This window comes from Myroides odoratus (genome assembly GCF_965118575.1).
Classification (GTDB): Bacteria; Bacteroidota; Bacteroidia; order Flavobacteriales; family Flavobacteriaceae; genus Flavobacterium; species Flavobacterium odoratum_B.
The window spans coordinates 79249-105752 of record NZ_CBCPHW010000004.1; the positions used below are offsets into that span (position 1 = coordinate 79249).

Here is a 26504-nt window from a genome sequence, read left to right on the forward strand (position 1 = left end):
AGGCTTCTATCTTCTGCCTTGATTTTTCCTGCTTTTCTCCCTACTTCTGCTTAGGAAATACCGACTGCACTTTTGCTGTTAGCAACCTAAAATTATTCTCTGTGCAACGTTCGATACTGAGAGGGGGTTAAGCCTTTGTATTTTTTAAATAATTTAGACAGGTGACTTTCATCGTTAAAATCCAATTCAAAGGCAATTTCCTTCAAACGCATCGCACTGTACTTCAAGCGGATTTCTACTAATTTTAGTTTATAATCTAAAATATACTCCTGCAAAGACACCCCAACTTGTTTTTTGAAATATTCACCTATATAACTTTTGGCAATTCCAAATTCTGCCGAAAGAGCTTCTATCGTTAGTTGCTTTCGATCCGTACTATGCTGTTGCACATACGTTATCAACTTCATGACATCTTGTTCCTTTTTATTTTCTTCCAGCTGTTGGTAATCGCTGTGAATTAAATTACGTGCAACCAGATTGAGAACAATGGCAATACTTTGTCGAATAAGGAGATAATCCGGCGTTAAAGCAGCATACTCTCTTGCAATAGCTTGTAACAGTTGCTCTGCAAATACCTCATCTTCCTTTACGCGAAAAACACAACCCGACTTCGCCTGATAATTATGCGTGATGTACGTCAACTTATACAGGTTATCACAGGTTTCAATCCGATCAGATTCCATGCGAATTTGCGTGATAAAACGCTGTGGGCATTCGATAATTAAAAGGCAACTGGTTTTTTCGCTTTGAAAGTGATAAGAGATACCAAAGGGAATCAAAAAGAGTTTTCCCTTTTCAAAGGGGATTTCTTGCCCATCAAAACGAGTCATGCCTTTGCCTTGTTGGATATATACCAAGGTTAGTTCAGCTTTAGAGTGAAGGTGTAAAGCTTCTTCGGTTGCTTCTATTTGTCTCACCAACAAAGGATCTAAGTTCGTATTTCGCATGTATGGAGCAGTAAAAACCTTTTAGGATACAATTTATTTTGTATCCATAGTGTTTCCTTTGCAAAGAAATAAAAAAAAACATGAATGCATATAAAAATAGATGGGTCATTTTGCGCTATTTAGTTGCAGGTGCCTTTTTATCACCCTTGGATTACTTTATTGTCAATATGGCTTTACCTGCGATAAAAGCCTCTTTGCAAGCCACAGACAATCAACTGCAAATGGTCATTGCCATCTATGGATTAACCTATGCCTCTTTGGTTGTATGCAGTGGTAAACTGGGGGATAGCTACGGACGAAAGACTATTTTTACCTTAGGCTTGTGGATTTTCCTCTTTGCTTCTCTTGCCTGCGGCTTAGCCCCTACTATTAACTGGCTCATCTTTGCACGATTTATACAAGGTATTGGTGCATCCCTATTAGCTCCACAAGTATTGGCTTCAATAAAAATATATTTTGATGAAACGGAACGCGCCAAAGCCTTGGGTATTTTTGGGTCTGTATTTGGTTTGGCCGCTATTTTGGGTCAATTAGCAGGTGGAATCTTATTGGATTTGCAGCTTTGGGGGCTAACTTGGGAGATTATATTTTTGGTCAATGTTCCTGTAGCAGCTATTTGTCTGGGTGGAATTTATGCGTATATGCCAGCAGAACCCAAGCAAAAACAAAGCTTAGACTACTTAGGGGTACTCCTGATTATCAGTACCTTACTTTGTTTCATAACGCCTCTCATCTACGGTAGAACCTTGGGTTGGCCTTGGTGGATTTTTGCGCTTATTGGCTTGAGTTTTCTACTACTCGCTCTCTTTATAACGTATGAAAAGTACAGAGAAAAACAACATAAAAACGGCATACTATCCATGCGTCTATTTCAGAATAAAACGTTTGCAGGTTGTCTACCCCTTATTTTATTTTACAATTTCACTGCGGGGCTTTTTATTTGCTATCCCTACTATTTACAGCTGCATTTACACTGGGGCGTTTTGGCTGCGGGATTGGCTATATTACCCTATGGGATTGGCTTTTTTTTAGGTCCTATTGTCTTTGCCCAAGTCAAACAAAGCCCTTCGTTTTGGATTCACTTGGCCTTAGGCTTATTGTTCTTCTCTTTTGTAGTACTGGGACTCCTTTTTTATTGGCTACACACCCCTAATTTTGCCACGCATCTCTTGTTTTTCTTCGCGGGCTTAGGGCATGGTATACTCCTACCCGTCCTGATGAGAGAGAGTATTCGAACCATTGCTCCTTCACAAGCAGGACAAGCTTCGGGAATCGTCAGTACCAGTATACAAGTAGGTAGCGTATTGGGGGGTGCGCTTATCGGAACCTTATTTTTCAGTCTCAGTGAAACAATTGGTTTCCCTCCAGCATTAGCTTTAGGTTTTGCCGCTATTGGAGGAGCTCAAGTGTTGGGATTTAGCTTTTATAAACTTTCTTTAAAAAACAACTAATTTACACGATATGAAAACATCAAACAACGTAGAACTAGGCAAACAACAGGTACTCGATTTCTGCAAAAACATCGAAATATGGTTCAACGGTACAGCGTCAGATCCTAAATTACTATATCAAGCGATCTTACATCGTTTTGATCCTGCTTTTACCCTAGTTAATGGAGATGGAGATACGATTGATTTCAACCAATTGTCCCAATGGTTAGAAAAAGTATATGGTCAGTTCCCAACGCGAAAAGTAGCTATCCAACAGCTTGAAGGTTATGCTACTTCACAGCATATTTTACTTACTTATACGGAAATTCAATACACCGAGGGTCTTCAAAATACCAGACATGCTTCTGCCGTATTTGTCATTCGAGAACATCGAGCTTACTGGTATCACTTAGTGGAACAATGGGGTAACTAATTTAAAAAGTACTTTTTACTAACTAGGTGTCACGCATCTATTTACTTCGTAAATACAAATTTATTCCTAATTTTGTTCCTTCACAGGAAAAGAATAAATCATGAACTATCAAAAATTTGATATAGAAACGTGGAATCGAAAAGAGCATTTCTATCATTTCAAAGACCAACTTCGATGTGGATTTAGTTTAACTACCAAAATCGATATTAGTAAAGTTATTCCTTTTATTAAAGAACACGAGTACAAATTTTACCCTACGATTATTTACCTAATTTCAAAAGCCGTAAATAAACATTCCGAATTCAAATTCGCAATGAAAGAAGGTGAGTTAATTCAGTGGGATACAGTGAATCCTGCCTATACAGTAATGCATCCCGATACGGAGACTTTCTCGGAACTATGCACAATTTATACGGAAGATTTCCCTGTTTTTTTACAGGAATATAATCGCGTACATGAAAGCTATAAAGATGATTATTCCCTATCTCCTCAACAAGGGATAGAAAACATCTTTAATATCTCAATGATTCCGTGGGTGAGTTTTGATGGTTTTAACCTCAATGTACCTGGTTTTGGCGATTATTTCGCACCTATTTTTACTTTGGGAAAATACATCGTACAAGGAAATGAGATTCTAATGCCTTTGTCCATACAAGTACATCATGCCACTTGTGATGGTTTGCATGTAGCCAAATTATTACAGAGTCTACAAGAAATATGTGATGGCGTAGAACAGCTAAAATGACTTTTTAATCCAAATAACCTAGTTTCCATCGCCTATATTCAATCCCTCTGAATAAATAAAACAAAAGCTATCTAACGGTAGCTTTTGTTTTATCTATTCATTACTTACCAAATTCTCATCCTTATACCTCAAATACCTAAATAATTGTCCTTTTAGTTCTTATGCAATTCATAAACGCTACATCAAAATTAACGGATTCTTTCTGCTTCATATCAACTTTATCGTCTTTACACCGAATAAAAACAGCTTCTCCCTCACATCAAATAGAACGCATACAACCATAGAATTAACCGATAGATCCATTTTATACAGCTATAGCCTTGCCATATACTCCTTTTTTAGTCCTGACCAACTCCGTTCGTCATATTTTTTTGTAACTTGATTAGCAATACGACTATGTTTGTCCGTAAAAACGAAATAGGATGACTCAAACACCAAAATGGTACACAAAACCGTACATAGAAGAAGTGCTTTTCTTCTGTTCTCTGTTTGTGCTTATCATGCTTCCCGAATTGATGAAATCCATCAACCCAACGGATTTGCTAAAAACTTTTTTCTTCTTTGCTATTTTATATGGACAAGCCCTATTGTATCGTTATTTTATATTTTCTTTATTTATTGCCAAGCGCTATCTCCTCTATGGTATTGAAACTGTCGTTTTTATGCTTTTGGGAACGGCTGTTTTATTAGTGGCAGATTATTTTTGGCTTGATCCCTCCTATTATAAAACAGAGGAGGATACACTTCTAGATCATTATATTTCTCATCTGGTTTTGAGTGTTATTAGTACCTCCGCTATTCTCTCTATTTTTTTGATACGCAAATATTCCACTGAAGTTCAAAAACGCAATGAAGCCCAATTAATGCTCAGTGAAATTAACATCAAATACCTTCATGCTCAATTGAATCCGCATTTCTTTTTCAATATGTTCAACAACTTATACGGAGTGAGTTTAACGGACCCTACAAGAACACCCGAGCTAATTTTAAAACTCTCTAATTTAATGCGTTATCAATTAGAGAATGTCAATAAAGATACCGTAACCCTACAAGAAGAATTGGCTTTTATAAACAATTACATCGCCGTCGAAAAAGAACGTGTTGGTCAGCGTTGTGCTATCGAATACCACATCGAAGATGCGGAACAGTGGGCTACTCAATATTCCATTGCGCCCTTATTACTCATTACTTTGGTAGAAAATGCCTTCAAACACAGTTTAACAATTAATCGTCCTTGGTTTATACAAATACACGTTCAAATTGAAAAAGGCAAATTACAAATGCAGGTTCAAAACTCACTTCCTGATGAAATTTTAAAAACCAACTCAACGGGCATTGGTTTAACTAATAGCAAGCAACGCTTGGAATTACTCTATCCCCGTCGGTATTCTTTAACGAATCAAAAACAAGAAGAAACCTATTGTACAACCTTAGTTTTACAGCTAAAATAAGCCGTTTATGCGTAAAATTCTCAAATGCATTATTATAGATGACGAAGAGGGAGCACATTTAGTACTTCGTCATTACATCCACGAATTAAAACAACTCGACCTACAAAAGTCGTTTTACAATCCTATTGAAGCCATGGACTATATGTACCATACGCCCGTAGATTTAATTTTCTTAGATATCAATATGCCTGGAATTACAGGTCTACAAATGCTCAAAGCTTTAAAGAATCCTCCGCTTGTGATTCTAACAACCGCCTACAAAGAATATGCCCTCGAAAGCTATGAATATCGCGTGGTGGATTATTTGGTAAAACCTTTTGATTTAGCGCGTTTTATGGTAGCTATAGATCATGTTTTTTCTCGATTTACACCTATTGAAACTACTGCTAAAACGCCACACACGGACTCCATACTTCCCATAGCCCCCGTCGCCCAGATAGAAGAACCTTCTTCTATTGTACTTCGCGTAGATGGAGATGTTGTGAAATTTCAATACAGCGAGATTACACATATTCAAAGTTGGGGGAATTACATCAAAGTTTTTACCGCAGACAAAACCTATTTAAGTGCTATTACAACGAGCGAAATTGAAAAAAAACTAGACCGAAAGCTATTTTTGCGCATCCATAAATCCCACATCATCGCTTTAAGTCAAATTAAAAAGATTTCTGGGGGGCAAGTAGAATTAGAATCGGGGATCATCCTACCCATAGGTTCTACGTATAAACGAGAGCTCCTCGACGCTTTTAAATAGACCCGATTTTCAAAAAGACTAATTTTAGGCTAATACAAAGCATGACTACCCTATTTGGTCATTAACAAAGACCGTTTCATCCTTTTTTTTTGTTCTTACTCTAGCAGTAGTAGACCTTTGCGCTATAAAAAAATAGCTCATTTGATTTTAAACTAACTGAAATATGAAAAAGAAACGAATACTCCTTCCTCTTTTAAGCGTCTTTTTTTTGGGAATAATCTCCCTAAATAGCTGCTCAGATAAATCCGATGCACCTGCTAAAAAAGAGAAAACTATGGCTGCTAAAATAGAACAAATCGTACAAAAATATGGACAAGCTAATAAACCAGGCTTTGCGTATAGGGTTCACTTTGAAAATGGCATTCACTATGAAGGTGCAGTTGGTTTAGCCTCAGTAGATCCCGTTCGAAAACTAGGGGTTGAAGATGTTTTCAATATAGCCTCTGTATCCAAACAGTTTACAGCCTTTGCAATACTCTTACTAGAACAACAAGGTAAATTATCTATTGATGATTCTCTTTATAAATACATGCCAGAATTAGGGGAATATGTAAAGCCTATTACAATCGCTCATCTACTTAGTCATTCTAGTGGATTAGCCGATTATATGGAACTCGCCAATCAAAAGGGAATCGATGGTCAATATCCTTTGAGCCGCGAGGAGAGTTTACAGCATTTAAGTGAAGTAACGCAAACTAATTTTGAAGTGGGTACCCAACAAGACTATAGCAATACTGGGTATTTCCTATTGGCTCAAATTATTGAAAAAATAAGTGGAATGCCCCTCAAAACTTTTAGTAAGCAATATATCTTTGATCCACTTGGTATGTCTCATACCTTTATTGCAGATCAATACCCTATTGAAACGGCTTACGTCTTATCCTATAATGAAATGGATCAACCAGATGAAGTATTCTGGACCCATACTGGAGATGGTCAAGTACACAGTACTGTTGGCGATTTAATGCTATGGGGGGAGAATATGCATACAGGAAAAGTGGGTGGATTGGCTTTAGTTCAAAAATTTGCAACTGCTTTTCCTTCCCATACCCCCAAGGGAAAAGAAATTCTTCATTATTCACCCTATGCCTATGGTATTGCGGTAAACCAAATAAATGGCTTGGATGTCCTCGAACACTCAGGGGGATGGATGAGTTATAACTGTAATTTTATTCGCATTCCCAGTAAAAAAGTAACGATAGCCGTACTCAGCAATAGTGCGAATATAGATGCAGTCGAAATTAGTCAGGCTATGGCTCAAGCCTTAGTAAAGTAAGTACAACACCCTATTTTTTCTCTATTCAAACAAAAAAATGAAATCAATCCATACCATACTACTCCTACTCCTAAGTATGATGAGTATCCCACTTTGCGCCCAAATAGAACTAAAAGGCACAATTAAAGATCAACAAAATGCTCCTATTGGATGGGCAACCTTAGTTTTACAAGCCACAACAACTCCAAAAGAAGAATTTGTTGCGATGAGTGACGAAGCGGGTAACTTCAGTTTCAACACCCTTACAAATACAGGAAGCTATAAACTTACAGCAAGTTTTATTGGATATAAAAATACAGAACTAATTATTGCGGTTTCTAATCCAAACAGTCCCCTAACTTTACGCATGGACCTCGATGAGAATGTCTTAGATGAAGTACAGATTATAAGCCATAGAAAAGCACTAAAAGTTACGCCTGGAAAGGCCACCTTAAACATTGAACAAAGCAATTTAGCCCAAACTCAAACTGCCTATGAGGTATTAAAAACATTACCCGGCGTAACGATTAGTCAAAAGGGAGAAGTAAAAATTAAAGGAAAATCAGGAGTTACGGTTTTAATGGATGGTCAACCCACTCAATTATCTGCTGAACAATTAAAAACCATCCTCAAAGGAACGCCTGGCTCTACCTTGCAATCCATTGAAATTATGAACCTTCCCCCAGCGAATATAGATGCATCGGGTACCGGCGGCGTAATTAATATCATCTCTAAAAAGAAATTGGTTCAAGGTTTTTATGGAACCGTTAACTCTACCTTGGGTATGAGTCATCAAATAAGTACCGATCACGCACTAAATCTGGGCTATGGCAATGACCATTGGAACTACAATTTCCTCTATTCGTATAACTACACACCTGATCGATTGAAAGAAAACTATGAAAAAAGAGAATTAACCTCCCCAGACAAAGCCTGGTTAGATCAAGTGGAACGCGCTTTTTTAACTAGTCGATCGCATTTGGTTAAATTCGATATCGCCAGAACCTTTGAAAAAGGCAATGTTTTGCGCCTGGCTACTTCATTGGATTACAACGATACACCAAGTACAATCTATACTACAACAACGGAAGGATCTCTTCAAGTCGCTCCTTGGCAATCCCTACAGAAAAAGGATAGCAAAAGCAAATTGACAACCTTTAAGGCAGATTTACAGTACACCCTAAAACTAGCAGAAAAAGAAAGCTGGACCACATCCATAGGCATGCAATACGTCAAATCAGAAGCAAGTGACTGGCTTGTAGGCCATAGCATTCCTGTACTTGATCCTCAGGCTTGGTTAACCAAACAACACAATGTATACCCCGCAGATCGAAAGGAATTTAACTTTAAATCCGATTATCAAAAAACACTGTGGGAAGAAGATCAGACAACGGCCAAGATTGAATTTGGTGTGAAGAGTCAGTATGCGAGTCTACAAACCAATGAGCGCATACAAACATTCGCTTCAACTAGCGTAAATCAAAGTCAATTTGAATATCAAACAGGCGTACATGCCTTCTATGGATCTTTGGACATAAGCTATGACAAATGGGCTCTTACAGCAGGTCTACGAGGAGAATACACGCATATAAAAGGAGATACTTTGGGGCATAAAAAATTAGTAAAACAGGATTATTTCTCTTTATTTCCTACGGTACAAATAACCTATACTCCTAATGAGAACTATGCCTTAATGGCCTCGTATGCGAAAAGAATAGATCGTCCAGAATTTGATAAACTCAATCCCGCAGTACGTTATTTGAATAGCACAACCCGCACCATGGGGAATCCCAATTTGCAACCTGAATTTTCTACTAATATAGAGGTTTCACAGCAGTTTTTGGGTTTTATTGACTTGACATTAGGGTATAGCCGAATCAAAGATCCAATGTTATACAGCTATTTCAACGAAGGAATAAACAAATCCTATTTTACAAGTATCAATGGCAAAAGTAGAAGCGAATGGCAGGCATCTCTTGCTATGCCAATTCCTGGATTTAATTGGTGGGAAAATTACCACGGTGTTTATTTTTACAATACAAAATTTGACAATAACCGAATCAAAAAAAACAAAAATAGTATCGGAGTCTTTACCTACAACAACTTTAAATTACCGCAGGATTTCAGTTTAGAATTAACCGCTTGGTACCAAAATGGAGGAATCGACTCTAACTTTAAGTATCGTTCATTGGGAGAAGTAAGTTTGGGAATAAGCAGAAAATTCTTCGAAGATAAATTCACTGCAACGTTTGCAGTTAGTGATGTGTTTAAAACAGGAGGTCTAAGAACCACAATCCTTGAACAACCGAATCAACAAACAAATTTTACGGCTAAAAATGATATGAGAGTCTTCAAATTGGGTATTACCTACAATTTTGGAGGAAAAAACAAAAAAACAACGATACATGAGGATGACCCACTGCAAAATAAAGTGCATCCTACTATAAAGGTTATCAAATAACGATTAACTATGTTTAAACGGATCAAAGAAAACAAAGCGGTAGTTCATTTCTTAGTGTACCAGCTACAGCTTATGCGTATTTGATCCAAGGGGAACCCAAAAGGTTCCTCTTTTTTTATAACCGTATGCGACTACCCCACCCTGACCAAAATAGTATATCACGCCTGCTCTTCGATTCATCCTCTTTTTTTTATAAAAGCGTACAAGCCAACTACTTTGCACCGCTAATTCGACAAGTAAAAACAAAACACATTTACCTATCAAACTTGCACGCACTCGTTAAGCTACTCCTATGAACAAAAACATTCTCTCCAATTATTCGAAACTCAATTTTTTGCTTTTTGTATGGCCGATTGTACTTTTACTCAAAATTGCAATTATCTTATATAGCCTAGATTGCCTCTCTGTACAGGGCTATATTCAGATCCAAAAAGACAGCTTCTTTTTTATCAACTTCTATTTAAAACAATACCCCGAAATTCTATTTAACCTCACTCAATTTGGTGATGCGCTTATTTGCTTATCCCTACTTACCCTCTTAATCCTTTATGCACCGAAAATATGGGAAGCCCTGCTTACGGGTTCACTTATTTCTTTTTTATTTGCTGTATCCATCAAAGCGTTCTTCTCCATACCAAGACCAGCAAAAGCTTTTGATTATACAACGTTTACTATCATCGGCGAAAAATTAACGGGCTCAACTAGCTTTCCTTCGGGACATTCCATAACCGTTTTTACGGTACTTACTATTTTGATGTTTGCCTTTATGCCTCAAAACAAAAACTATAAAATTCCCTATTTCTTTGCTGTAGTTACCTTGGGACTGTTATTCGCTTTTACTCGAGTGGCCGTTGGTGCACATTATCCCTTAGATGTAGTGGTTGGTTGCTTATTGGGGTATATTTCGGGACTTCTTGGTACGTTTATTAGTCGGCACTACCCTTTATGGCCTTGGATTTACAATAAAAAATATTACCCCATATTCATTATTTTATTTATAAACTGCAGTATTCTTCTGATTGTTAAAATAATAAATGAAAATCTATTCATATATTATTGTGCCCTACTAAGTTTATTTCTCTCACTTTATAAAATCACAAAGGTTTATGTTCAAAAATAATCGTAAAACAAGTTATGTCGCTCTTTTGATCAGTGTTATAAGCGTATTTTTATATCATATCCCCTTTTTTACTTTCGTATTTAAAAACACGAACTCTTCTGATTTTAGTCGCTTATTTTTAGTATTTAGTTTACTACTAATCATGATATTAGCTAATTTTTTTACCTTTTATCTCTTGCTGTCGATTTCCCGTCCTTTGGGGAAATTTCTGTTGTTTTTATTTTTTATGCTCAATGCTCTTTCTGTTTATTTTATCCATACCTACCAAGTCATTATCGATGAAAGTATGATTGGCAATATATTGAATACCAAGTACGAGGAATCAAGTAGTTTTTTTTCCTTTAAGTTGGTGTTATACCTTCTTTTTTTGGGACTACTGCCGAGTATAGTCCTTTTAAAAACCAAATTACAAAAAGAAGCATTGAAAACATTTATCGGTAAAAGTAGCCTCGCTTTGGGAGTGATACTTGTTCTTGTAGTTAGCAATGCACGTCATGTACTTTGGCTAGATGATAATTCCAAGCAATTGGGAGGACTAGCTATGCCTTGGTCTTATACCGTAAACACGGCTCTTTTCTATACGCATCAAGCTCGAAAAAACAAGAAAGAAATTGCATTACCTGATGCTGCGATCAAAGACCAAGAAAAAACAATCGTTGTATTAGTTATCGGTGAATCCGCACGAAGACAAAACTTCTCCCTATACGGGTATAAAAAAAACACCAATCCCTTTCTTTCCCAAACAGCCAATGTATTTCACTTCGATGCAAACTCAACCGCAACCTATACCACAGCAGGTGTAAAAAGTATACTCGAACATAAAGAATCTAATAATTTATATGAGATCTTACCTAATTACCTGTATCGCAATCAGGTAGATGTTATTTGGAAAACCACGAATTGGGGGGAACCTCCTGTCCATATCCAAAACTACCAAAGTAAAGAAATACTAAGGCAAAACTGCACAAGCGGCGATTGCAACTATGACGAGGTTTTACTAACAGGAATCAAAGATGAAATATTGGTTAGTACCAAAAATAAAATCTTCCTTGTTCTGCATATGAGTACAAGTCACGGGCCAACCTACCATACGAAATATCCACCACAATTTGAGCATTTTAGTCCCGTGTGTACGAGTGTAGAATTAGCGCAATGTACCTCAGAAGAATTGATCAATGCCTATGATAATACAATTGTCTATACTGATTATATCCTGCATCGTGTTATTGAAGAGTTAAAAGAAGTACCGAACTTTAAAAGTACCCTTCTCTTTGTTTCGGATCATGGCGAATCCCTAGGTGAACATGGGGTATATATGCATGGTTTACCCCTGCAAATTGCACCTAAAGAACAATACGAAATCCCCTTTATTGTATGGATATCAGAAAATAGCAGACGGCTAAAACCCAATAAAGTACTATCTCAACATCACGTCTTTCACAGTGTTTTAAATTTTTTAGCCATCGAAAGTCCTATTTATGATGAAGAGATGAATATTTATGAATAATGGGCGTAAACCAGATCATTGCGATTCTACTGCTGGATGCTAGTAATCATGAAATACTATCCCTTGGTCAAAGAAAATTGATTCATTTACAAAACTGCGAGTTATTTGCTTCATTAATTTAAAATTTTAATATGAAAGCAACTATCGTTTGTTTAGGTGTATGTACTCTTGCTCTGTTTAGCGGAGATATGCAAGCCCAAAATCCATTTCAACTAGGAGTAAAAGTAACTTCTAATCATGCCAATATTGCAGGAAACTTAGCCAATTTGAGTAAATCAACGTCTTTCGGTTTTTCAGCAGGAATCACTACAAAATACAACTTCGACCGTCTTTTTATTCAAACAGAACTCTTATATAGTGAATCCAAATCGGAGGTAGATAACGGGGTAGTTCATCAAGTAAAATGGAAAAGTATAGACCTTCCCATTTCTCTTGGTTATACTCTTATATCCTTTGACGCAATCCAAGTTCATGTATTAGCAGGGGGAATTTATTCACAAATTATTGATGACCAATTAAGTTGGAATGAAAACGCAAGGGCTGTACAAAGTGACTTCAATAAAAACAACATCAAAGCAAAAATTGGCGCCGGTGTAACTTTGGGCAAATTTGCGGTTGAATTAACTTACTCCCGCAGTTTAAACAACCTTTCTAAAGATTTCAAATCAAAGTCAAACAACGTACAAGTAGGACTTAGTTATCTGTTTTTATAATACCCAATAACGTTTAGCATAGAAGAATAAAATCTTCTATGCTTTTTTTTGTTTCAATTTGCTTGCTGTACAAATAATCCATTCATCAAATAATACCTACCCCTTATCAAATACAACTACTATATGTCAAATGATTATGCTTTATTTACCTTTGTAAGATCAATACACCGGCTATGAAGACCAATATACTCAAACACAAACGCTTCTTTTTTATTATTTTTTGGTCCATACTTGCCTTTTCGGTATGGCCTTATATCCACCGAGATAATCACCCCCTTTATTGGCTTACCCAGGCCTTAGTGGTCATGCTGTGCTTTATTACAATTGCTCATTATTTAAGTGATATTGAGCTACCTAAGGCTTTAAAAGAGGGGAAAATGAAGCGCTTTTTCTTGTTTTTCTTTTTGGGTATTCTTTTTCTCAATGCTTTAGTATCCTTCTTTTTTATGTTATTTCCGTATTTAATCAATGATACTAAAGCCCTAGTTGAAGTTCACGCTACTACCTGGAGAGAATTTTACATCCATAAGCTATTTAGTTCTCTTCCTTCTGCGATGGCCATTGTTACTACTACCTGTGGGATTCGCTTTTACGAAGAACACCATAAGATTGAACAAGTAAATGCTCGTTTAAAACAAGAACATTTAGAAGCACAGATCAAATTATTACAAGATCAAATCAACCCGCATTTGATGTTTAATATTCTCAATCACATCCACATCCTCATGCAAAACAATGTGGAACTCGCCTCAACGGTATTATTGAAATTTTCTGATATCTTGCGCTATCAGCTGTATGAGTGTAATCAAAACACCGTATTCTTACAACAAGAAGTGCAATACCTACAAGATTTAGTCGCGATAGAACAGATACGCTGGCAAGAGGAATTAACGGTACAATGCACCTGGGAAATTGAAAACAAACAACTTCAGATTGCTCCTCTATTACTGGTTCCTTTAATTGAAAATGCCTTTAAACACGTATCTCGATTACCTCATCATCAAGGTTATGTTTCGATACAATGTGTTGAAAAACACAATACACTGCGGTTATACATTGAAAATTCCTACAGTGATAAATACAAAAAAAAGCAACAACAAGGAGGAATTGGTATTCTCAATGTAACGGAACGATTAAAAATACAATATCCCGATACCCATACCTTGCACATTGAGCAAATAGATGGTAAATTCACGGTATTGCTTGAAATAACATTAACAAATACCCATGGCAGCAGATAAACATCCAATTCAGCTAAAATGTTTAGTGATAGACGATGAGCCTCTAGCAAGAAGAGCGATTGTCGATTATATCGCTAAAATTGACTTTCTAGTAGCCACCGCTTCCTGTGCATCTGCCTTAGAAGCACAAGAACTACTCAGTAAAGACAGCTATGATCTGCTCTTCTTAGATATCAATATGCCTTATTTATCAGGTATTGATTTCTTAGAATCAATCAGTAACCCTCCGATGGTTATTTTTACAACCGCTTATTCTGAACACGCTTTAGAGGGGTATCGCTTGCAAATTGTTGATTATCTACTTAAACCCATTGCGTTTAAGCGCTTTTACCAAGCTACTCTCAAAGCCAAAGAGCTCTATCTACTCAAAAACCAACCCAAAGAAGAAATTGGTGTGTCTGATTGTTCCATGTATATTAAACAAGACGATAGTTTTGTCAAAATTCAGTGGACGAATATCTTATACATTGAAGCCATGCAAAACTATGTGAGAATTCACCTAGATCAAAAGAGTTATGTCATTCATCAAACCATGGTTGCACTCGAAGAATTACTATCCAAAGAACACTTCTTTCGAATCCACAAATCCTACTTGATTAATGTCAACCATATTTCTTCCATATCAAGTAATAAAATAGTAATTAACAACACTCAATTACCCCTAGCTCGCTTGCGCAAAGAAGCCTTACTCAATACTATTATTTACAAAAATTTATTAAATAAATAAAGAACTATCATTTAGTCTATACCTGTCTTTAGGAAGTCTTTCCCTTCCTACACGCTATCTTCTCTTCTCCCTTAAACAATTTTTTTTGTATCAAGTTAAAGCGCATTTAAAAATAGATTCAAACCCAAAAAAGCACATTCTTTTTTTATAACATACAATAAAACAATACCCTGATTTAAAACACTTTAAACATCGAAACTTTTTTAAATTGTATACATTAAAATTTATTTAAACCCCATAAATCCAAGACTTCACGTCGTTTTGTTCAACAATTCTTCAACATTAGCCCCAAAATACGTTTGTTAAACATCCTTTTACTGAAGGAATGTTGACGTAATGTTGGTGGATAATGGTGAAAGTGATGGGTTATGGGTTAAGGGTTATGGGTTATGGGTTCAAACCGCTCCCTACTATCTACTCCCTACTCCCTACTCCCCATTCACTCCCATTCACCCCCTTTTACTCCCTTTTACACCCTTTTACACCTATACACGCCCCACTTTACTTATTGAACATTTTTCGTTTTGTATTTTAGTGAATTACTTCCAATCATTTAAATACGAGATACTATGGCAGAAATTAAAAAAGGGCTTTTAGGTCCTATTACTGGAAAGGTAGGCCCTGTAGTAGGGCTACAATACAGAGGTAAGAATATCCTACGAGCAGCACCCAAAAAAAGTACAAAGCAGGCATCGCCCAAACAAATTCAACAACGCAACAAACTGATTTTGGTGGTACAATTCTTAAAAGACATCCGCACTTTTATCAATGCGCATTATCCCAACCAAATAATCAACGGTTCTAGTAAAGTAGGATATGATCAAATTCGCTCTACCTTAATGAAAGAAGGGGGGGTATGGGGCAATGATTTACTATATATCCAAATAGAAAAGGTGGTAGTGTCGATGGGATCTTTACCCCCAGCAGCGATTAAAAAAATCGCCTTTCTAAAAAACAGAAAAATAAAAATTCAATGGGACCCTCTTATTTTTAGTGGACTCAACTCTTCTGACGATACCTTAACTGTGTTAATGTATAACGAAAACCTCAACCAATTCGAGCAAAGTGAAACAATTGGAAAAAGAGAAGATAAATACAGTACCCTTGTTATTCCCCAACACTGGGAGTATGGAAAAATTCACTTTTGGAGTGTGTGGTCAACCGCAGATAAAACGATGCACAGTACGAGTTTATATCATGCACCACTCGATTTAGCAGCAATGTAACCCGAAGAAGTAAGCGGATACGTGGTAAAATAGTCCCCTTTTAAACTCTATTAAACGAGAAAAAAAAAGGATTATTACTCAAAAGATAAAACGATGTACTTTCACTTTTGAGTAATAATCCCTTTGGTTTTTACTAGATTTATGCTAGCTTAAAGGCGATACTTACAAGCTCCATTTAATCTTTACGGCACCATAAAAAGTACTCGTAAATCGAGGATCTGCTTCTTTTTTTTCTTTAAATATATTTTTAATCTTGCGTTCATTATACGAAAAAGAACGCACCAACGAACTTCCTGCGGTCAAAGACAGCGTAAGGTTGTCATTGAATTTAAATTCAGGTCTAAATCCGGCGACAATTTGTTGAAATCCCAACAACATATTTTTATCATCCTTTTTAATTACGGCGGTCATCCCTTGCATATCTGCCGCAAGTTTTAGATCTACTTTTTCATTTAACTTATAGCCGAGTTCTGCCCCTTGTGGGAAAGCCACTCGAACATAAAAATCGCCATAGGTTTCCCAATTGAAGTAAATACCAGGTAAGACCATAGGCACACCAAAACTATTCGTCAGTACTGGGCCAACCCCCAAAGACACTTTTTTGTTAAAATGCTTGATAAAAAACACCCCTCCTTGCGCTAAAATTGCCTCTTTATTAATCAATTCCATATCGGTATATATCCCAACTGTCCCCATAAATAAAAGAGACCATGAATCGCTAATAGAGCGAAAATGCTTGATTCCTATCTGTGCATTTAACAATTCGGTTGGAAACAAATCTTCCTCATATAATTTATGTTGCATTTTGGCATAAGCACCTTGGGCAATAATAGACCATATACGAGGTTTATTTCTCTTGTCTGTAGTAACAGATAAAGGGATTTCAATCGTTGCCTCTACCCTTCTAAAATCCGTTTTTGCAGGCGTTTTTACACTGTCAATTGGTCTGACATAATTTGAAAAAGGAACATAATCAACTTTAAACTCACTTTGAAACTTTTCTTGAGACCAAAGGGTGAGTGTACCCCATAACATCGAACAACAAACTAAAAATACACGTACTTTCATTTCTTTAATTTTGATGCAAATCAAGTGCAAATCACCCGTTCTAACGAATCAATTTGACCATTGGACCATTTCCATTGATGAATGACACACTCAGCATGCTAAAAACAGTAAAACAAGTCGAATTCTCTCCGAAATAACCCACAAATCGCTATCTTCGCTGGGGTTACTTCTTACTTTAAGTTGCAGTAAGGCCTACTTCAATACACATCCTATGAAAAACTATATTGCTTTGCTTAGAGGAATAAATGTAAGTGGTAAAAATAGCCTTAAAATGGCTGTTTTAAAACAATTGGCCACTGATTTAAACCTAGTCAACGTGCAAACTTATATTCAAAGTGGCAATCTTATTTTTCAATCGGAGGAACTAGACCCGACTTTGCTCTCTCAGCAAATACACCAAGCTATTTTTCTGGAACTGGGTTTAACTATTCCTATTCTAACTTTTACAGTAGACTCGTTTAAAACCATACTCCATCAAAATCCGTTTGCAAAAACGGAAGAACAGGAACAACTGTATCTTACTTTTTTTGAGGCTATACCTCATTCTCCCAACCTCGAAGCCATCCAAGCAAAAAAAGCGGCGGAAGAACTGCTGCACTATTCCGATTCAGCCCTATACTTAGTGGCTGCTTTAGGCTATGGAAAAACTAAACTTTCCAATACTTTTCTTGAAAACCAACTTAAAGTTTCCGCTACCACCCGAAACTATAAAACCTGCCTCAAATTAATTGAGCTGGTAGAAATGCGCTAATCCCCTCTATTTTCCCTTTACACAGAAACAAAAACAACCCCAACTTACTCTTCCTTTTTTATAGATTAATCTACAAGAAACTTTAAGTTACTCTCTAGTTATCTTCAAGCGCTTTTTGCGTTTTTCATCCTAAAACCCTCCTTTAAGTGAGTACTTACGCTATGCTTCTTTGTCATTTTAATTCTTTTAGAAGATGTACTACTGGATAAAAGATGTTTTTGTCCTTTATATCTAGTTTTGTGATTTAAATCATAAAATAAACCTTTCTCTAGCGGTAACTTTGGGATAAAATAACACCTAAATAAAATCAAGATGAAATCAAAATCACTATCATTTATGCTCCTTGCAGGCTGTTTAACCCTCCTATCCTGTGGGGATAAATCAGCTAAACCTACTTCAGAAGAAAGTGTAATAACAAATGAAAGAAAAATAGAAACTTCTGCAGCGTCAACAGCTAATTCTGCGACAGGTTCAACTGCTGATGCCCCCCCATCAGAACGCATTGACCTCATCAATAAAGGAAAAGGACCAATCAAAACTGTAGTCCTTGGAACTATTGATCAAGCGATGGCTGCAAAAGGACAAGAAGTATTTAAAACCATGTGCACGGCTTGCCATAAAACGGACAAGCGCTTTATCGGGCCAGCTCCAAAAGGAATCTTAGAACGCCGTACACCTGAATGGGTGATGAATATGATTCTAAATCCAGAAAACATGATTGAAAATGATCCCCTAGCCCAAGAACTTATCAAAGAATTCAACGGTGCTCCTATGGCCAATCAAAATCTAACGGAAGAAGAAGCTCGCGCTGTATTAGAATATTTCAGAACCTTATAACCTTTAAAACACATCGTATGAAAAAGTATATCAAGCTTAGTTTAGTCAGTTGCCTGGCTGGTTTTGCCATGCTGAGTTGTGGCAAAGCAAAACAAAGCAACAAAGGTGCACTCTCGTCGAATGCTGCCGAAAAAGTATATGTTGCTCCTGGAGAATATGATGAGTATTACGGCTTTTTCTCAGGGGGATTTAGTGGTCAATTATCCGTTTATGGTTTACCATCGGGAAGGCTTCTAAAAGTAATTCCTGTCTTCTCTCAAGATCCTGAAAAAGGATATGGATACAGTGAAGAAACAAAACCAATGTTAATGACCTCTTATGGTTTTATTCCTTGGGATGATTCGCATCACCCTGATATTTCACAGACCAATGGAGAATTAGATGGTCGTTGGATTTTCATCAATGGAAATAATACCCCGCGTATTGCTCGAATTGATTTAGAAGATTTTAGTACCGCTGAAATCATAGAAATCCCAAATAGTGCCGGAAACCACAGTTCTTCTTTTGTAACTGAAAATACGGAATATGTAGTAGCAGGAACGCGTTTTTCTGTGCCTATTCCCCAACGGGATATTCCAATTAAAGAATACAAGGGCAATTTCAAAGGAACCCTTTCTTTCATTAAGGTGGATGACAAATCCGGAGAGATGGATTTAGCCTTCCAAATTCAGATGCCGGGATTCAACTATGATTTATCTCACCCTGGACGAGGCAAATCCCATGGTTGGTTTTTCTTTACCACGTATAATACGGAAGAAGCACATAGTTTACTAGAAGTAAATGCTTCCCAAAATGACAAAGACTTTATCGCTGCGGTGAACTGGAAAAAAGCAGAAGAATACATCAAAGCAGGTAAAGGAAAAAAGATGCCTGTCAAATATGCGCATAATAAATTCGATACCAATACACACATGGCTACACACACCTTAAAAGAGGAAGTGTTAATCTTAGATGCCAGTGAGTTTCCTGATTTAGTGTACTTATTACCCACGCCTAAATCGCCTCACGGCTGTGATGTGGATCCCTCAGGCGAATATATTATTGGCAACGGAAAACTATCGGCTAATTTAACCGTACACTCCTTTACTAAAATGCTAGATGCCATTGAAAAGAAAAAATTTGATGGGGAAGCCTATGGTTTACCTATCTTAAAATTTGAAGATGTATTAGCAGGAGTAGTTGAACAACCGGGATTAGGACCTTTACATACCGAGTTTGATGGACAAGGAAATGCGTATACGACTTTCTTTATTTCATCCGAAGTAGTTAAATGGAAATTGGGCACTTGGGAAATTATCGATCGCAAACCGACGTATTATTCAGTTGGACACTTAATGATCCCTGGAGGAAACTCAAGAAAACCGGATGGCAAATACTTGGTGGCGATGAATAAAATTACCAAAGATCGATATCTTCCAGTTGGACCAGATATGAATCACTCGGCGCAACTGTATGATATTTCTGGGGATAAGATGGAGTTATTACTCGATTTTCCAACCATTGGAGAACCCCATTATGCGGCGGCCATAAAGGCAGATAAGATCAAAGATAAGTCTAGACAGATTTATAAGCTCAACGAGAACAAACACCCGTATGCAGCCAAATCACCTGCAGAAACCAAAGTGACCCGCAATGGAAAAGAAGTTCATATTTACATGACCATGATCCGCAGTCACTTCACCCCTGATAATATCGAAGGAATCAAAGTGGGGGATAAAGTGTATTTCCACGTTACGAACTTAGAACAAGACTTCGACGTTCCTCACGGAATTAGTATGTTAGGTGCTAATACAACCGAATTGTTAGTTACACCTGGAAAAACGGAAACCTTTGTTTGGGAGCCGAAACAAGTGGGGGTATGGCCTTTCTATTGTACGGATTTCTGTTCCGCTCTGCATCAAGAAATGCAAGGGTATGTTAGAGTATCTCCCGCAGATTCTACCTTACCACTTTCGTGGTCTTTAGATGATGAGTAACCGCTAAATTACTAGTTATATCAACGTATTCGCTTTTTAAATTTTAATTCATTAAAGGACAGTTTTTGCTAAAGAAACTGTCCTTTATAAAAGTATACCTATGAAAAAATCCTCTATTCTAATAATAGTGGGCGCTAGTTTACTCTTATCCTTATTCTATTTTCCGCTTTGGAATATTGAATTAGGAGCTCCACAATACCCTATTCCACTGGGCATGAATATCTATATTGATGGAATACAAGGAGTAGAAGAATTTGATATTCAAAATATAGATGGTTTGAACCATTACATTGGAATGAAAACAATTCCTCAAGCAGATCAAATGTGGGAATTTACCGTTTTTCCAATCGTCATTGCTACGATGGCTTTTTTGGGAATTGCCTTGGGCATTGCCGGCTATTTCAACAAAGTAAAGCCTTCGGTTTATCTAGCATGGTTAATCGTCATGGTTGTCCTTGGTGTTGCTGGTATGTATGATTTTAATCTGTGGTTAATTGAATATGGCAGTGATTTAGATCCGCATGCCATCATGAAAATGGTAGATGCCAACGGAAATCCCCTTACCTATGAACCTCCGTTATTTGGCCATCGAAAAATATTAAACTTTGACGCCTACTCCTACCCCCATATTGGGGCTTATCTAATGACTTTAGGTCTATTACTGACCTTCATTGCTTATCTAGTAGGAATTAAATCCAAAAAGAACTAACATGAAACTATTCGCTCCTTTTATCTTTCTTCTGCTCTTTACCTCTTGTACGGTAAAAATTCAACCCATCGAATATGGTACAGATTCCTGTGATTTCTGTCAGATGGGGATTGTAGATACGAAACACGCTTCTCAACTGGTTACGACTAAAGGCAAAAATTACAAATTTGATGCCATTGAATGCATGGTGCATTACCTGGATCAAACCGATACCTCCCTCACCGCATATCAACATATTCTCGTTGCTGATTTTCTAAATCCAGGCGTACTTCTTCCCGCAGAACAAGCGAGTTTTATAATCTCCAAGCAAATTCCAAGTCCGATGGGTGCTTTTCTATCTGCCACCCAAACCCAAGAAAAAGCGGATAAACTCCTTACAGAATATACGGGTGAGCGATATACTTTCTCTACCCTGCGTCAGAAATTAAGTAACCACTAAAAGCTCCTTCTTTACACCCTTACTTGTTATGAAAAAACCACTTCAAATAGTATGCTTTCTTCTTTTACTTTTACAAGGATGGGGTATCCTAGCAAAAACCATTACCGTTCATCCAAAATCGGCGATTAACAGCATAAAAAAGGCTATTGAACTTGCGGATGACTATGACCTTATTGTAGTTGAAGCAGGCACCTATAAAGAAACGGATATACACATCAACAAGCCGTTAACGCTACTAGGCAAGGAGGCTATTGTTGATGGGGAAAATAAAGGGGAGATTTTCATTGTTCAATCCGACTATGTAACGATCAAAGACTTTACTATTATCCATGTAGGAACGAGTTACATCAAGGATTATGCAGCGATACGCGTTCGTGAAAGCAAGCATTTCATCATTGAAAACAACACCATCAAAGACTTATTTTTTGGTATTTACCTCGAGAAATCGAAAGAGGGTAAAGTGTTATCCAACAAGATTTATGGCAAAGCAAAAAGTGAATTTAATTCAGGTAATGGCATTCAATTGTGGTATTGCAACAACATCGAAATCAAAGACAATTATGTGGAAAGAGTCAGAGATGGGATTTATTTAGAGTTTTCAAACTATTGTACGATTCACAACAATATCAGTCAACACAATGTGCGTTATGGGTTGCATTTTATGTTTTCCAATCACGATGTGGTAACGAATTGCTCCTATACAAAGAACGGGGCTGGTGTGGCTATTATGTTTTCGAAATTCATGACGATGAAATACAATATTTTCAGCGATAATTGGGGATCAGCAGCGTATGGTATTCTTTTAAAAGAGGTTAATGATACCGAAATAACCCACAATATTTTTAAAAATAATACAACAGCTATCAATATTGAAGGTTCAAATCGCGTCAACTACTTCCACAATGATTTTATCAGCAATGGATGGGCCATTAATTCGAGAGGTGCTAATTATCAGAATATAGTGAATCACAATAATTTTTTAAACAACGCTTTTGATTTACTCTATCACGGGCAAATCAATCAAAATAATTTTGACTCCAACTATTGGAGTAATTATTCGGGCTATGATTTAGACAAAGATGGCATAGGTGATGTTCCGTACAGACCCATAAAACTCTTTTCTTACATTGTCAATAAAACACCTGAATCTATCCTTTTTTTACGCAGTTTATTTGTAGATATAATCGATTTTTCTGAGAAAGTATCTCCTATTTTCACCCCTGATTATCTCGTGGATTCCAAACCCTTTATAAAACAAATAAAACATGATTACGATAACTAATTTACATAAGAAGTTTGCTGAAAACGAGGTTCTAAAAGGAATTGATTTGACCATTAACCAAGGGGTAATGGCTATCTTAGGGCCTAATGGAAGTGGTAAAACCACCTTGAATAAATGCATCCTATCCATGGTATATCCTGATAAAGGAACCATTGAAATCAACAATCAAAACATTGAAAACCAATGGGAATACAGAAAAAATATTGACTATTTACCTCAAATTGCCAATTTTCCAAATACGATAACGGTTAGTGAATTAATTCTGATGATTAAAGATTTGCGAAAGGAGAAACACAGAGATCCTAGCGATTTACTTGCGCTTTTCAAACTGACGCCATTTCTCCATAAAAAACTCAACAAACTATCTGGAGGAACTAAACAAAAAGTCAACTTACTACTGACATTCCTGTTTGATAACCCCATCTTAATTCTCGATGAGCCAACCACAGGATTAGATCCCGCAGCGATGATTACCTTGAAGCAATTAATTTTTAAAGAAAAACAAAAGGGAAAAACTATTTTGGTAACCTCACACATCATGAGTTTTGTAGAAGAGATATCCGATGAGATTATCTTTATCCTCGAAGGAAAAATATACTTCAAAGGAACCATTGAGCAACTCAAGGAAACCACCCAACAGACGAATTTTGAAAGTGCAATTGCTAATCTTTTAATCGATTAATATGTTTAAAATTCTAAAATATAGCTTTTATGATTTGATGCGAAGTAGATGGAGCTATTGCTACTTCTTCTTTTATCTTGCTTTAGGATTCGTCTTGCTATTCTTAAATCACGATATTGGAAAGGCCATCCTAACTTTAATGAATATCATTATTGTTCTCGTTCCTCTAATCAGTACGATTTTTGGTATTATGTATTATTATGATTCTAAGGAATTTACAGAGCTCTTATTGGCCTTGCCTATCAAGCGATCTTCTATTTTTATTGGCCAATACTTAGGGGTAGCCTTATCCTTATCCATGAGCTTATTACTCGGTTTGGGTATCCCCTTTATTTGTTATGGCTTATTTGAATCGGACATTCAGCTTGAATTTTTTTTACTGTTGGGTATTGGTACATTTCTAACCTTTATATTCAGTGCTTTAGCTTATTATATCGGATTGAGAAATGAAAACAAGATCAAGGGCTTTGGGTTTGCCATTTTACTTTGGTTGTTTTTAGCCGTTATATACGATGGAATCTTCTTGAGTATTCTAATGATTTTTGGCGACTATCCCCTCGAAAATATCGCATTGATAGGTACCCTTTTCAATCCGATCGATTTATCGCGCATTCTAATTCTACTCAAACTGGATATTTCAGCTCTTTTAGGGTATACTGGGGCGGTATTTAAAAAATTCTTTGGCAGTAGTTCAGGTAGTATCTTTTCCTTTGTACTATTAGCCTTATGGACCCTACTCCCTATTCTACTTATCTATAAGACAGCAAAGAAGAAAAACTTTTAATCTAAATTCCCGTTTTGCACCATCCACTAAGCACAAATAGTGCGATCAAAAGCCTTGTAACTAACGATTAAAGTGTAGCAAAACGGGGCATTTAGGATAATCCTAAATTAGCCCTAAAACACAATACCTTCTCTACTAGATAAATAACTTTCCTTTTTCTATTCGGATTTGTTGTTTTGCTTCTATTTCTTTAATGGTGCGAATCACTGTTTCTACACGGAGTCCGGTCATATCTGCAATTTGTTGTCGAGTCAAATCAATTTGAAACTCTTTTTGGCTCTTATTTTGTTGGGCTTTCAGATAGTTTAGAAGCGTTAAAATTCGCTTCTCAGAATCATTGGATGAAATATCTGGCGCCATAATGGATTTATAATACAAACGAGTAGATAAAGCTTTTAATAGCTTAAAACAGCTTTTCTTTTCGTTTTCCAATAAAGTAAAAAAATCGCTTTTAGGGATCAAGATAATACGACTTGGAGCTAAAGTAAGCGCATTAGCGGGGTAATTTACTTCACAAAATAAAGGAGGTTCACCAAAGCTCTCTCCCTCGCCAAATAGGCCCTGAATGAACTCTTTCCCATCTTCATTGTAATTGTTCATTTTTACTTTACCACTGATAATCTGATAATAATAACGAGGTTCGTCACCTTGGGAAATAAGGGTTTCATTTTTATCAAATTCTTTGATAAATCCATTGTAATGCAGCAAGAGTTTGGGATCAATCATAGAAAAGTCATATTACTTTTTTCTAAACTAAATTTACAACTTATTTTAGGAATAGGGATAAAATCCAACGAATAATCGACTACATTCTGCTACTTTTTGTTCTCGAAATCCTTTTTATCCATGTGATACCAATTGTGAGGAGTCCCCTCTAAATCAAAGGTTTCTTTACGTGTAAATCCCAACTTGGTCAAAATCTTATTTGAGCCTTCGTTAGCACAATCAGCCGTAGCAAAAACATCCTTAAAACCCAGTTGATCAAACCAGTAATCCAAGCAAGCAATTGCACTTTCTGTTGCAATGCCTTTGCCCCAATATTTTTTTCGCAAGCGATACCCTAAATCATAATAGTTTTGATGGTTATTCGTTACTTCTGTTTCAAATTTAAACCCGGTCCAGCCAATAAAATCTTGGGTTTCCTTATCAATAATGGCCCAGCGTCCAATCCCATTATCTACATACTGTTGTCTGATGAAATTAATCACCTCGACGCTTTGTTCTTTGGTTTGCACCGGATGATTTCCTAGGTATAGGTGAACCTCAGCATCAGAATCCAAGTCAAACATTCCCTCAAGATCCGTGGGCAATAATTCTCTAATAATCAAGCGTTTTGTTTCTATAAATACCTTCATTTTTTGTGTTTTTTGATGTAAAAGTAGTATTCGTTTCTATTTTAGGTAGAATAGAATAGGCTAAGTGTCAAATATAAAAGCAATTCCTTTAACTTTGAGCATTATCCTATTATTTCTTAGTATGCTTAGAAAAGCCCAGATCAACGACTTCCCAGCCTTACAAAATTTGTATGAAATTCTCTTTCAAAATATAGCAGCTTTAGAGCCCAACTATATGAAAGAAGCTAGACAAGAAGAAGCTTTTGTTCAAAGTGCCATTCGAGAGGAAAATGACTTTGTTGTTTTTGTGGTAGAAGACAACGGAAGCATACAAGGATTTGCCATTGCCCAATTGCAAAACAGTCCGCCGTATCATGCCTTTGTACAACAACGCTGTGTTTATCTTATGGATTTAGTAGTTCATCCTATAGCCCGCGATAAAGGATATGGAAAAGCATTAATTCAATGCGTAAAAGAATGGGGCATGGAAAAGCAGGTCGATTATTTCGAATTGAATGTTTTAGCACAGAACAAACGAGCGATTGAACTTTACCTTCGAGAAGGTTTAAGTACCTTTAGTTTCTCTATGCGTATGCGTTTAGATGGCAAAGAATAAATCCAAAAATTGCATT

Annotated in this window: 26 protein-coding genes; 22 read left to right on the plus strand and 4 right to left on the minus strand. The window is 36.7% G+C overall.

Going from position 1 to position 26504, the window contains the following annotated elements; translation table 11 throughout:
• Positions 1-92: 92 nt before the first annotated feature.
• Entirely contained in the window at positions 93-947 is an 855-nt protein-coding gene (locus ACMHJ2_RS04400; RefSeq protein WP_413511747.1) for an AraC family transcriptional regulator, read from the minus strand.
• An 80-nt stretch (positions 948-1027) separates the two neighbouring features.
• On the opposite strand from ACMHJ2_RS04400, the gene ACMHJ2_RS04405 reads away from it, so the two are divergent.
• The 13 genes from ACMHJ2_RS04405 (at position 1028) to ACMHJ2_RS04465 (ending at position 16010) form a co-directional block, all read left to right on the plus strand.
• A complete protein-coding gene (locus tag ACMHJ2_RS04405; protein ID WP_413511748.1) occupies positions 1028-2398 on the plus strand; it encodes an MFS transporter in 1371 nt (456 codons plus the stop codon).
• Between the two features lie 10 nt (positions 2399-2408).
• Positions 2409-2810 carry a hypothetical protein gene (locus ACMHJ2_RS04410; protein WP_413511749.1) on the plus strand — a complete coding sequence of 134 codons (402 nt, stop codon included), beginning with the start codon at positions 2409-2411 and terminating at the stop codon, positions 2808-2810.
• A 100-nt stretch (positions 2811-2910) separates the two neighbouring features.
• Entirely contained in the window at positions 2911-3555 is a 645-nt protein-coding gene (catA, locus tag ACMHJ2_RS04415) for a type A chloramphenicol O-acetyltransferase (protein WP_413511750.1), read from the plus strand.
• A gap of 422 nt (positions 3556-3977) precedes the next feature.
• Positions 3978-5006, plus strand: coding sequence for a sensor histidine kinase (locus ACMHJ2_RS04420; RefSeq protein ID WP_413511751.1), 1029 nt, complete (start codon positions 3978-3980; stop codon positions 5004-5006).
• Between the two features lie 7 nt (positions 5007-5013).
• Positions 5014-5760, plus strand: a complete 747-nt coding sequence (locus tag ACMHJ2_RS04425) for a LytR/AlgR family response regulator transcription factor (RefSeq protein ID WP_413511752.1) — start codon at positions 5014-5016, stop codon at positions 5758-5760.
• A 163-nt stretch (positions 5761-5923) separates the two neighbouring features.
• Positions 5924-7036, plus strand: a complete 1113-nt coding sequence (locus ACMHJ2_RS04430; protein WP_413511753.1) for a serine hydrolase domain-containing protein — start codon at positions 5924-5926, stop codon at positions 7034-7036.
• A 37-nt stretch (positions 7037-7073) separates the two neighbouring features.
• Positions 7074-9476, plus strand: coding sequence for a TonB-dependent receptor domain-containing protein (locus tag ACMHJ2_RS04435; protein WP_413511754.1), 2403 nt, complete (start codon positions 7074-7076; stop codon positions 9474-9476).
• 292 nt (positions 9477-9768) lie between these two features.
• The gene (locus ACMHJ2_RS04440; protein ID WP_413511755.1) at positions 9769-10596 is read left to right on the plus strand and encodes a phosphatase PAP2 family protein; all 828 of its coding nucleotides are present in this window, start codon (positions 9769-9771) and stop codon (positions 10594-10596) included.
• The gene (gene eptA, locus ACMHJ2_RS04445) at positions 10583-12103 is read left to right on the plus strand and encodes a phosphoethanolamine--lipid A transferase EptA (protein ID WP_413511756.1); all 1521 of its coding nucleotides are present in this window, start codon (positions 10583-10585) and stop codon (positions 12101-12103) included. The genes ACMHJ2_RS04440 and eptA overlap by 14 nt, the downstream gene beginning before the upstream one ends.
• A gap of 131 nt (positions 12104-12234) precedes the next feature.
• Positions 12235-12816 (plus strand): porin family protein, encoded by a 582-nt coding sequence (locus ACMHJ2_RS04450; RefSeq protein ID WP_413511757.1) that lies wholly within the window; start codon positions 12235-12237, stop codon positions 12814-12816.
• Positions 12817-12989: 173 nt separating this feature from the next.
• Entirely contained in the window at positions 12990-14057 is a 1068-nt protein-coding gene (locus ACMHJ2_RS04455) for a sensor histidine kinase (protein WP_413511758.1), read from the plus strand.
• On the plus strand, positions 14044-14784 hold the full coding sequence (locus tag ACMHJ2_RS04460) for a LytR/AlgR family response regulator transcription factor (protein WP_413511759.1): 741 nt from the start codon (positions 14044-14046) through the stop codon (positions 14782-14784). Before ACMHJ2_RS04455 ends, ACMHJ2_RS04460 begins: the two co-directional genes overlap by 14 nt.
• A 569-nt stretch (positions 14785-15353) precedes the next feature.
• Positions 15354-16010, plus strand: a complete 657-nt coding sequence (locus ACMHJ2_RS04465; RefSeq protein ID WP_413511760.1) for a DUF6266 family protein — start codon at positions 15354-15356, stop codon at positions 16008-16010.
• A 162-nt stretch (positions 16011-16172) separates the two neighbouring features.
• On the opposite strand, the gene ACMHJ2_RS04470 is transcribed toward ACMHJ2_RS04465, so the two are convergent.
• On the minus strand, positions 16173-17045 hold the full coding sequence (locus tag ACMHJ2_RS04470; RefSeq protein ID WP_413511905.1) for a DUF6268 family outer membrane beta-barrel protein: 873 nt from the start codon (positions 17043-17045) through the stop codon (positions 16173-16175).
• A gap of 244 nt (positions 17046-17289) precedes the next feature.
• Between ACMHJ2_RS04470 and ACMHJ2_RS04475 the strand changes: the two genes are divergently transcribed.
• From ACMHJ2_RS04475 to ACMHJ2_RS04510, 8 genes are all read left to right on the plus strand, one after another.
• A complete protein-coding gene (locus ACMHJ2_RS04475) occupies positions 17290-17829 on the plus strand; it encodes a DUF1697 domain-containing protein (protein WP_413511761.1) in 540 nt (179 codons plus the stop codon).
• A gap of 312 nt (positions 17830-18141) precedes the next feature.
• Positions 18142-18666: a c-type cytochrome gene (locus tag ACMHJ2_RS04480; RefSeq protein WP_413511762.1), complete on the plus strand. Its 525-nt coding sequence runs from the start codon at positions 18142-18144 to the stop codon at positions 18664-18666.
• Between the two features lie 17 nt (positions 18667-18683).
• The gene (gene nosZ, locus ACMHJ2_RS04485) at positions 18684-20642 is read left to right on the plus strand and encodes a Sec-dependent nitrous-oxide reductase (RefSeq protein WP_413511763.1); all 1959 of its coding nucleotides are present in this window, start codon (positions 18684-18686) and stop codon (positions 20640-20642) included.
• Between the two features lie 100 nt (positions 20643-20742).
• Positions 20743-21351: a hypothetical protein gene (locus ACMHJ2_RS04490; RefSeq protein WP_413511764.1), complete on the plus strand. Its 609-nt coding sequence runs from the start codon at positions 20743-20745 to the stop codon at positions 21349-21351.
• 1 nt (position 21352) lies between these two features.
• Positions 21353-21790: a nitrous oxide reductase accessory protein NosL gene (locus ACMHJ2_RS04495; protein WP_413511765.1), complete on the plus strand. Its 438-nt coding sequence runs from the start codon at positions 21353-21355 to the stop codon at positions 21788-21790.
• A 28-nt stretch (positions 21791-21818) separates the two neighbouring features.
• A complete protein-coding gene (gene nosD / locus ACMHJ2_RS04500) occupies positions 21819-23072 on the plus strand; it encodes a nitrous oxide reductase family maturation protein NosD (RefSeq protein WP_413511766.1) in 1254 nt (417 codons plus the stop codon).
• Positions 23056-23754: an ABC transporter ATP-binding protein gene (locus ACMHJ2_RS04505; protein WP_413511767.1), complete on the plus strand. Its 699-nt coding sequence runs from the start codon at positions 23056-23058 to the stop codon at positions 23752-23754. The genes nosD and ACMHJ2_RS04505 overlap by 17 nt, the downstream gene beginning before the upstream one ends.
• 1 nt (position 23755) lies before the next feature.
• Positions 23756-24538, plus strand: a complete 783-nt coding sequence (locus ACMHJ2_RS04510; RefSeq protein WP_413511768.1) for an ABC transporter permease — start codon at positions 23756-23758, stop codon at positions 24536-24538.
• Positions 24539-24673: 135 nt separating this feature from the next.
• Here the strand turns inward: ACMHJ2_RS04510 and ACMHJ2_RS04515 are convergent, their stop codons facing one another.
• Both ACMHJ2_RS04515 and ACMHJ2_RS04520 read right to left on the minus strand, forming a co-directional pair.
• The gene (locus ACMHJ2_RS04515) at positions 24674-25264 is read right to left on the minus strand and encodes a Crp/Fnr family transcriptional regulator (RefSeq protein WP_413511769.1); all 591 of its coding nucleotides are present in this window, start codon (positions 25262-25264) and stop codon (positions 24674-24676) included.
• Between the two features lie 89 nt (positions 25265-25353).
• Positions 25354-25893 carry a GNAT family N-acetyltransferase gene (locus tag ACMHJ2_RS04520; RefSeq protein ID WP_413511770.1) on the minus strand — a complete coding sequence of 180 codons (540 nt, stop codon included), beginning with the start codon at positions 25891-25893 and terminating at the stop codon, positions 25354-25356.
• 121 nt (positions 25894-26014) lie between these two features.
• Between ACMHJ2_RS04520 and ACMHJ2_RS04525 the strand changes: the two genes are divergently transcribed.
• The gene (locus ACMHJ2_RS04525; protein ID WP_413511771.1) at positions 26015-26488 is read left to right on the plus strand and encodes an N-acetyltransferase family protein; all 474 of its coding nucleotides are present in this window, start codon (positions 26015-26017) and stop codon (positions 26486-26488) included.
• Positions 26489-26504: the final 16 nt, after the last annotated feature.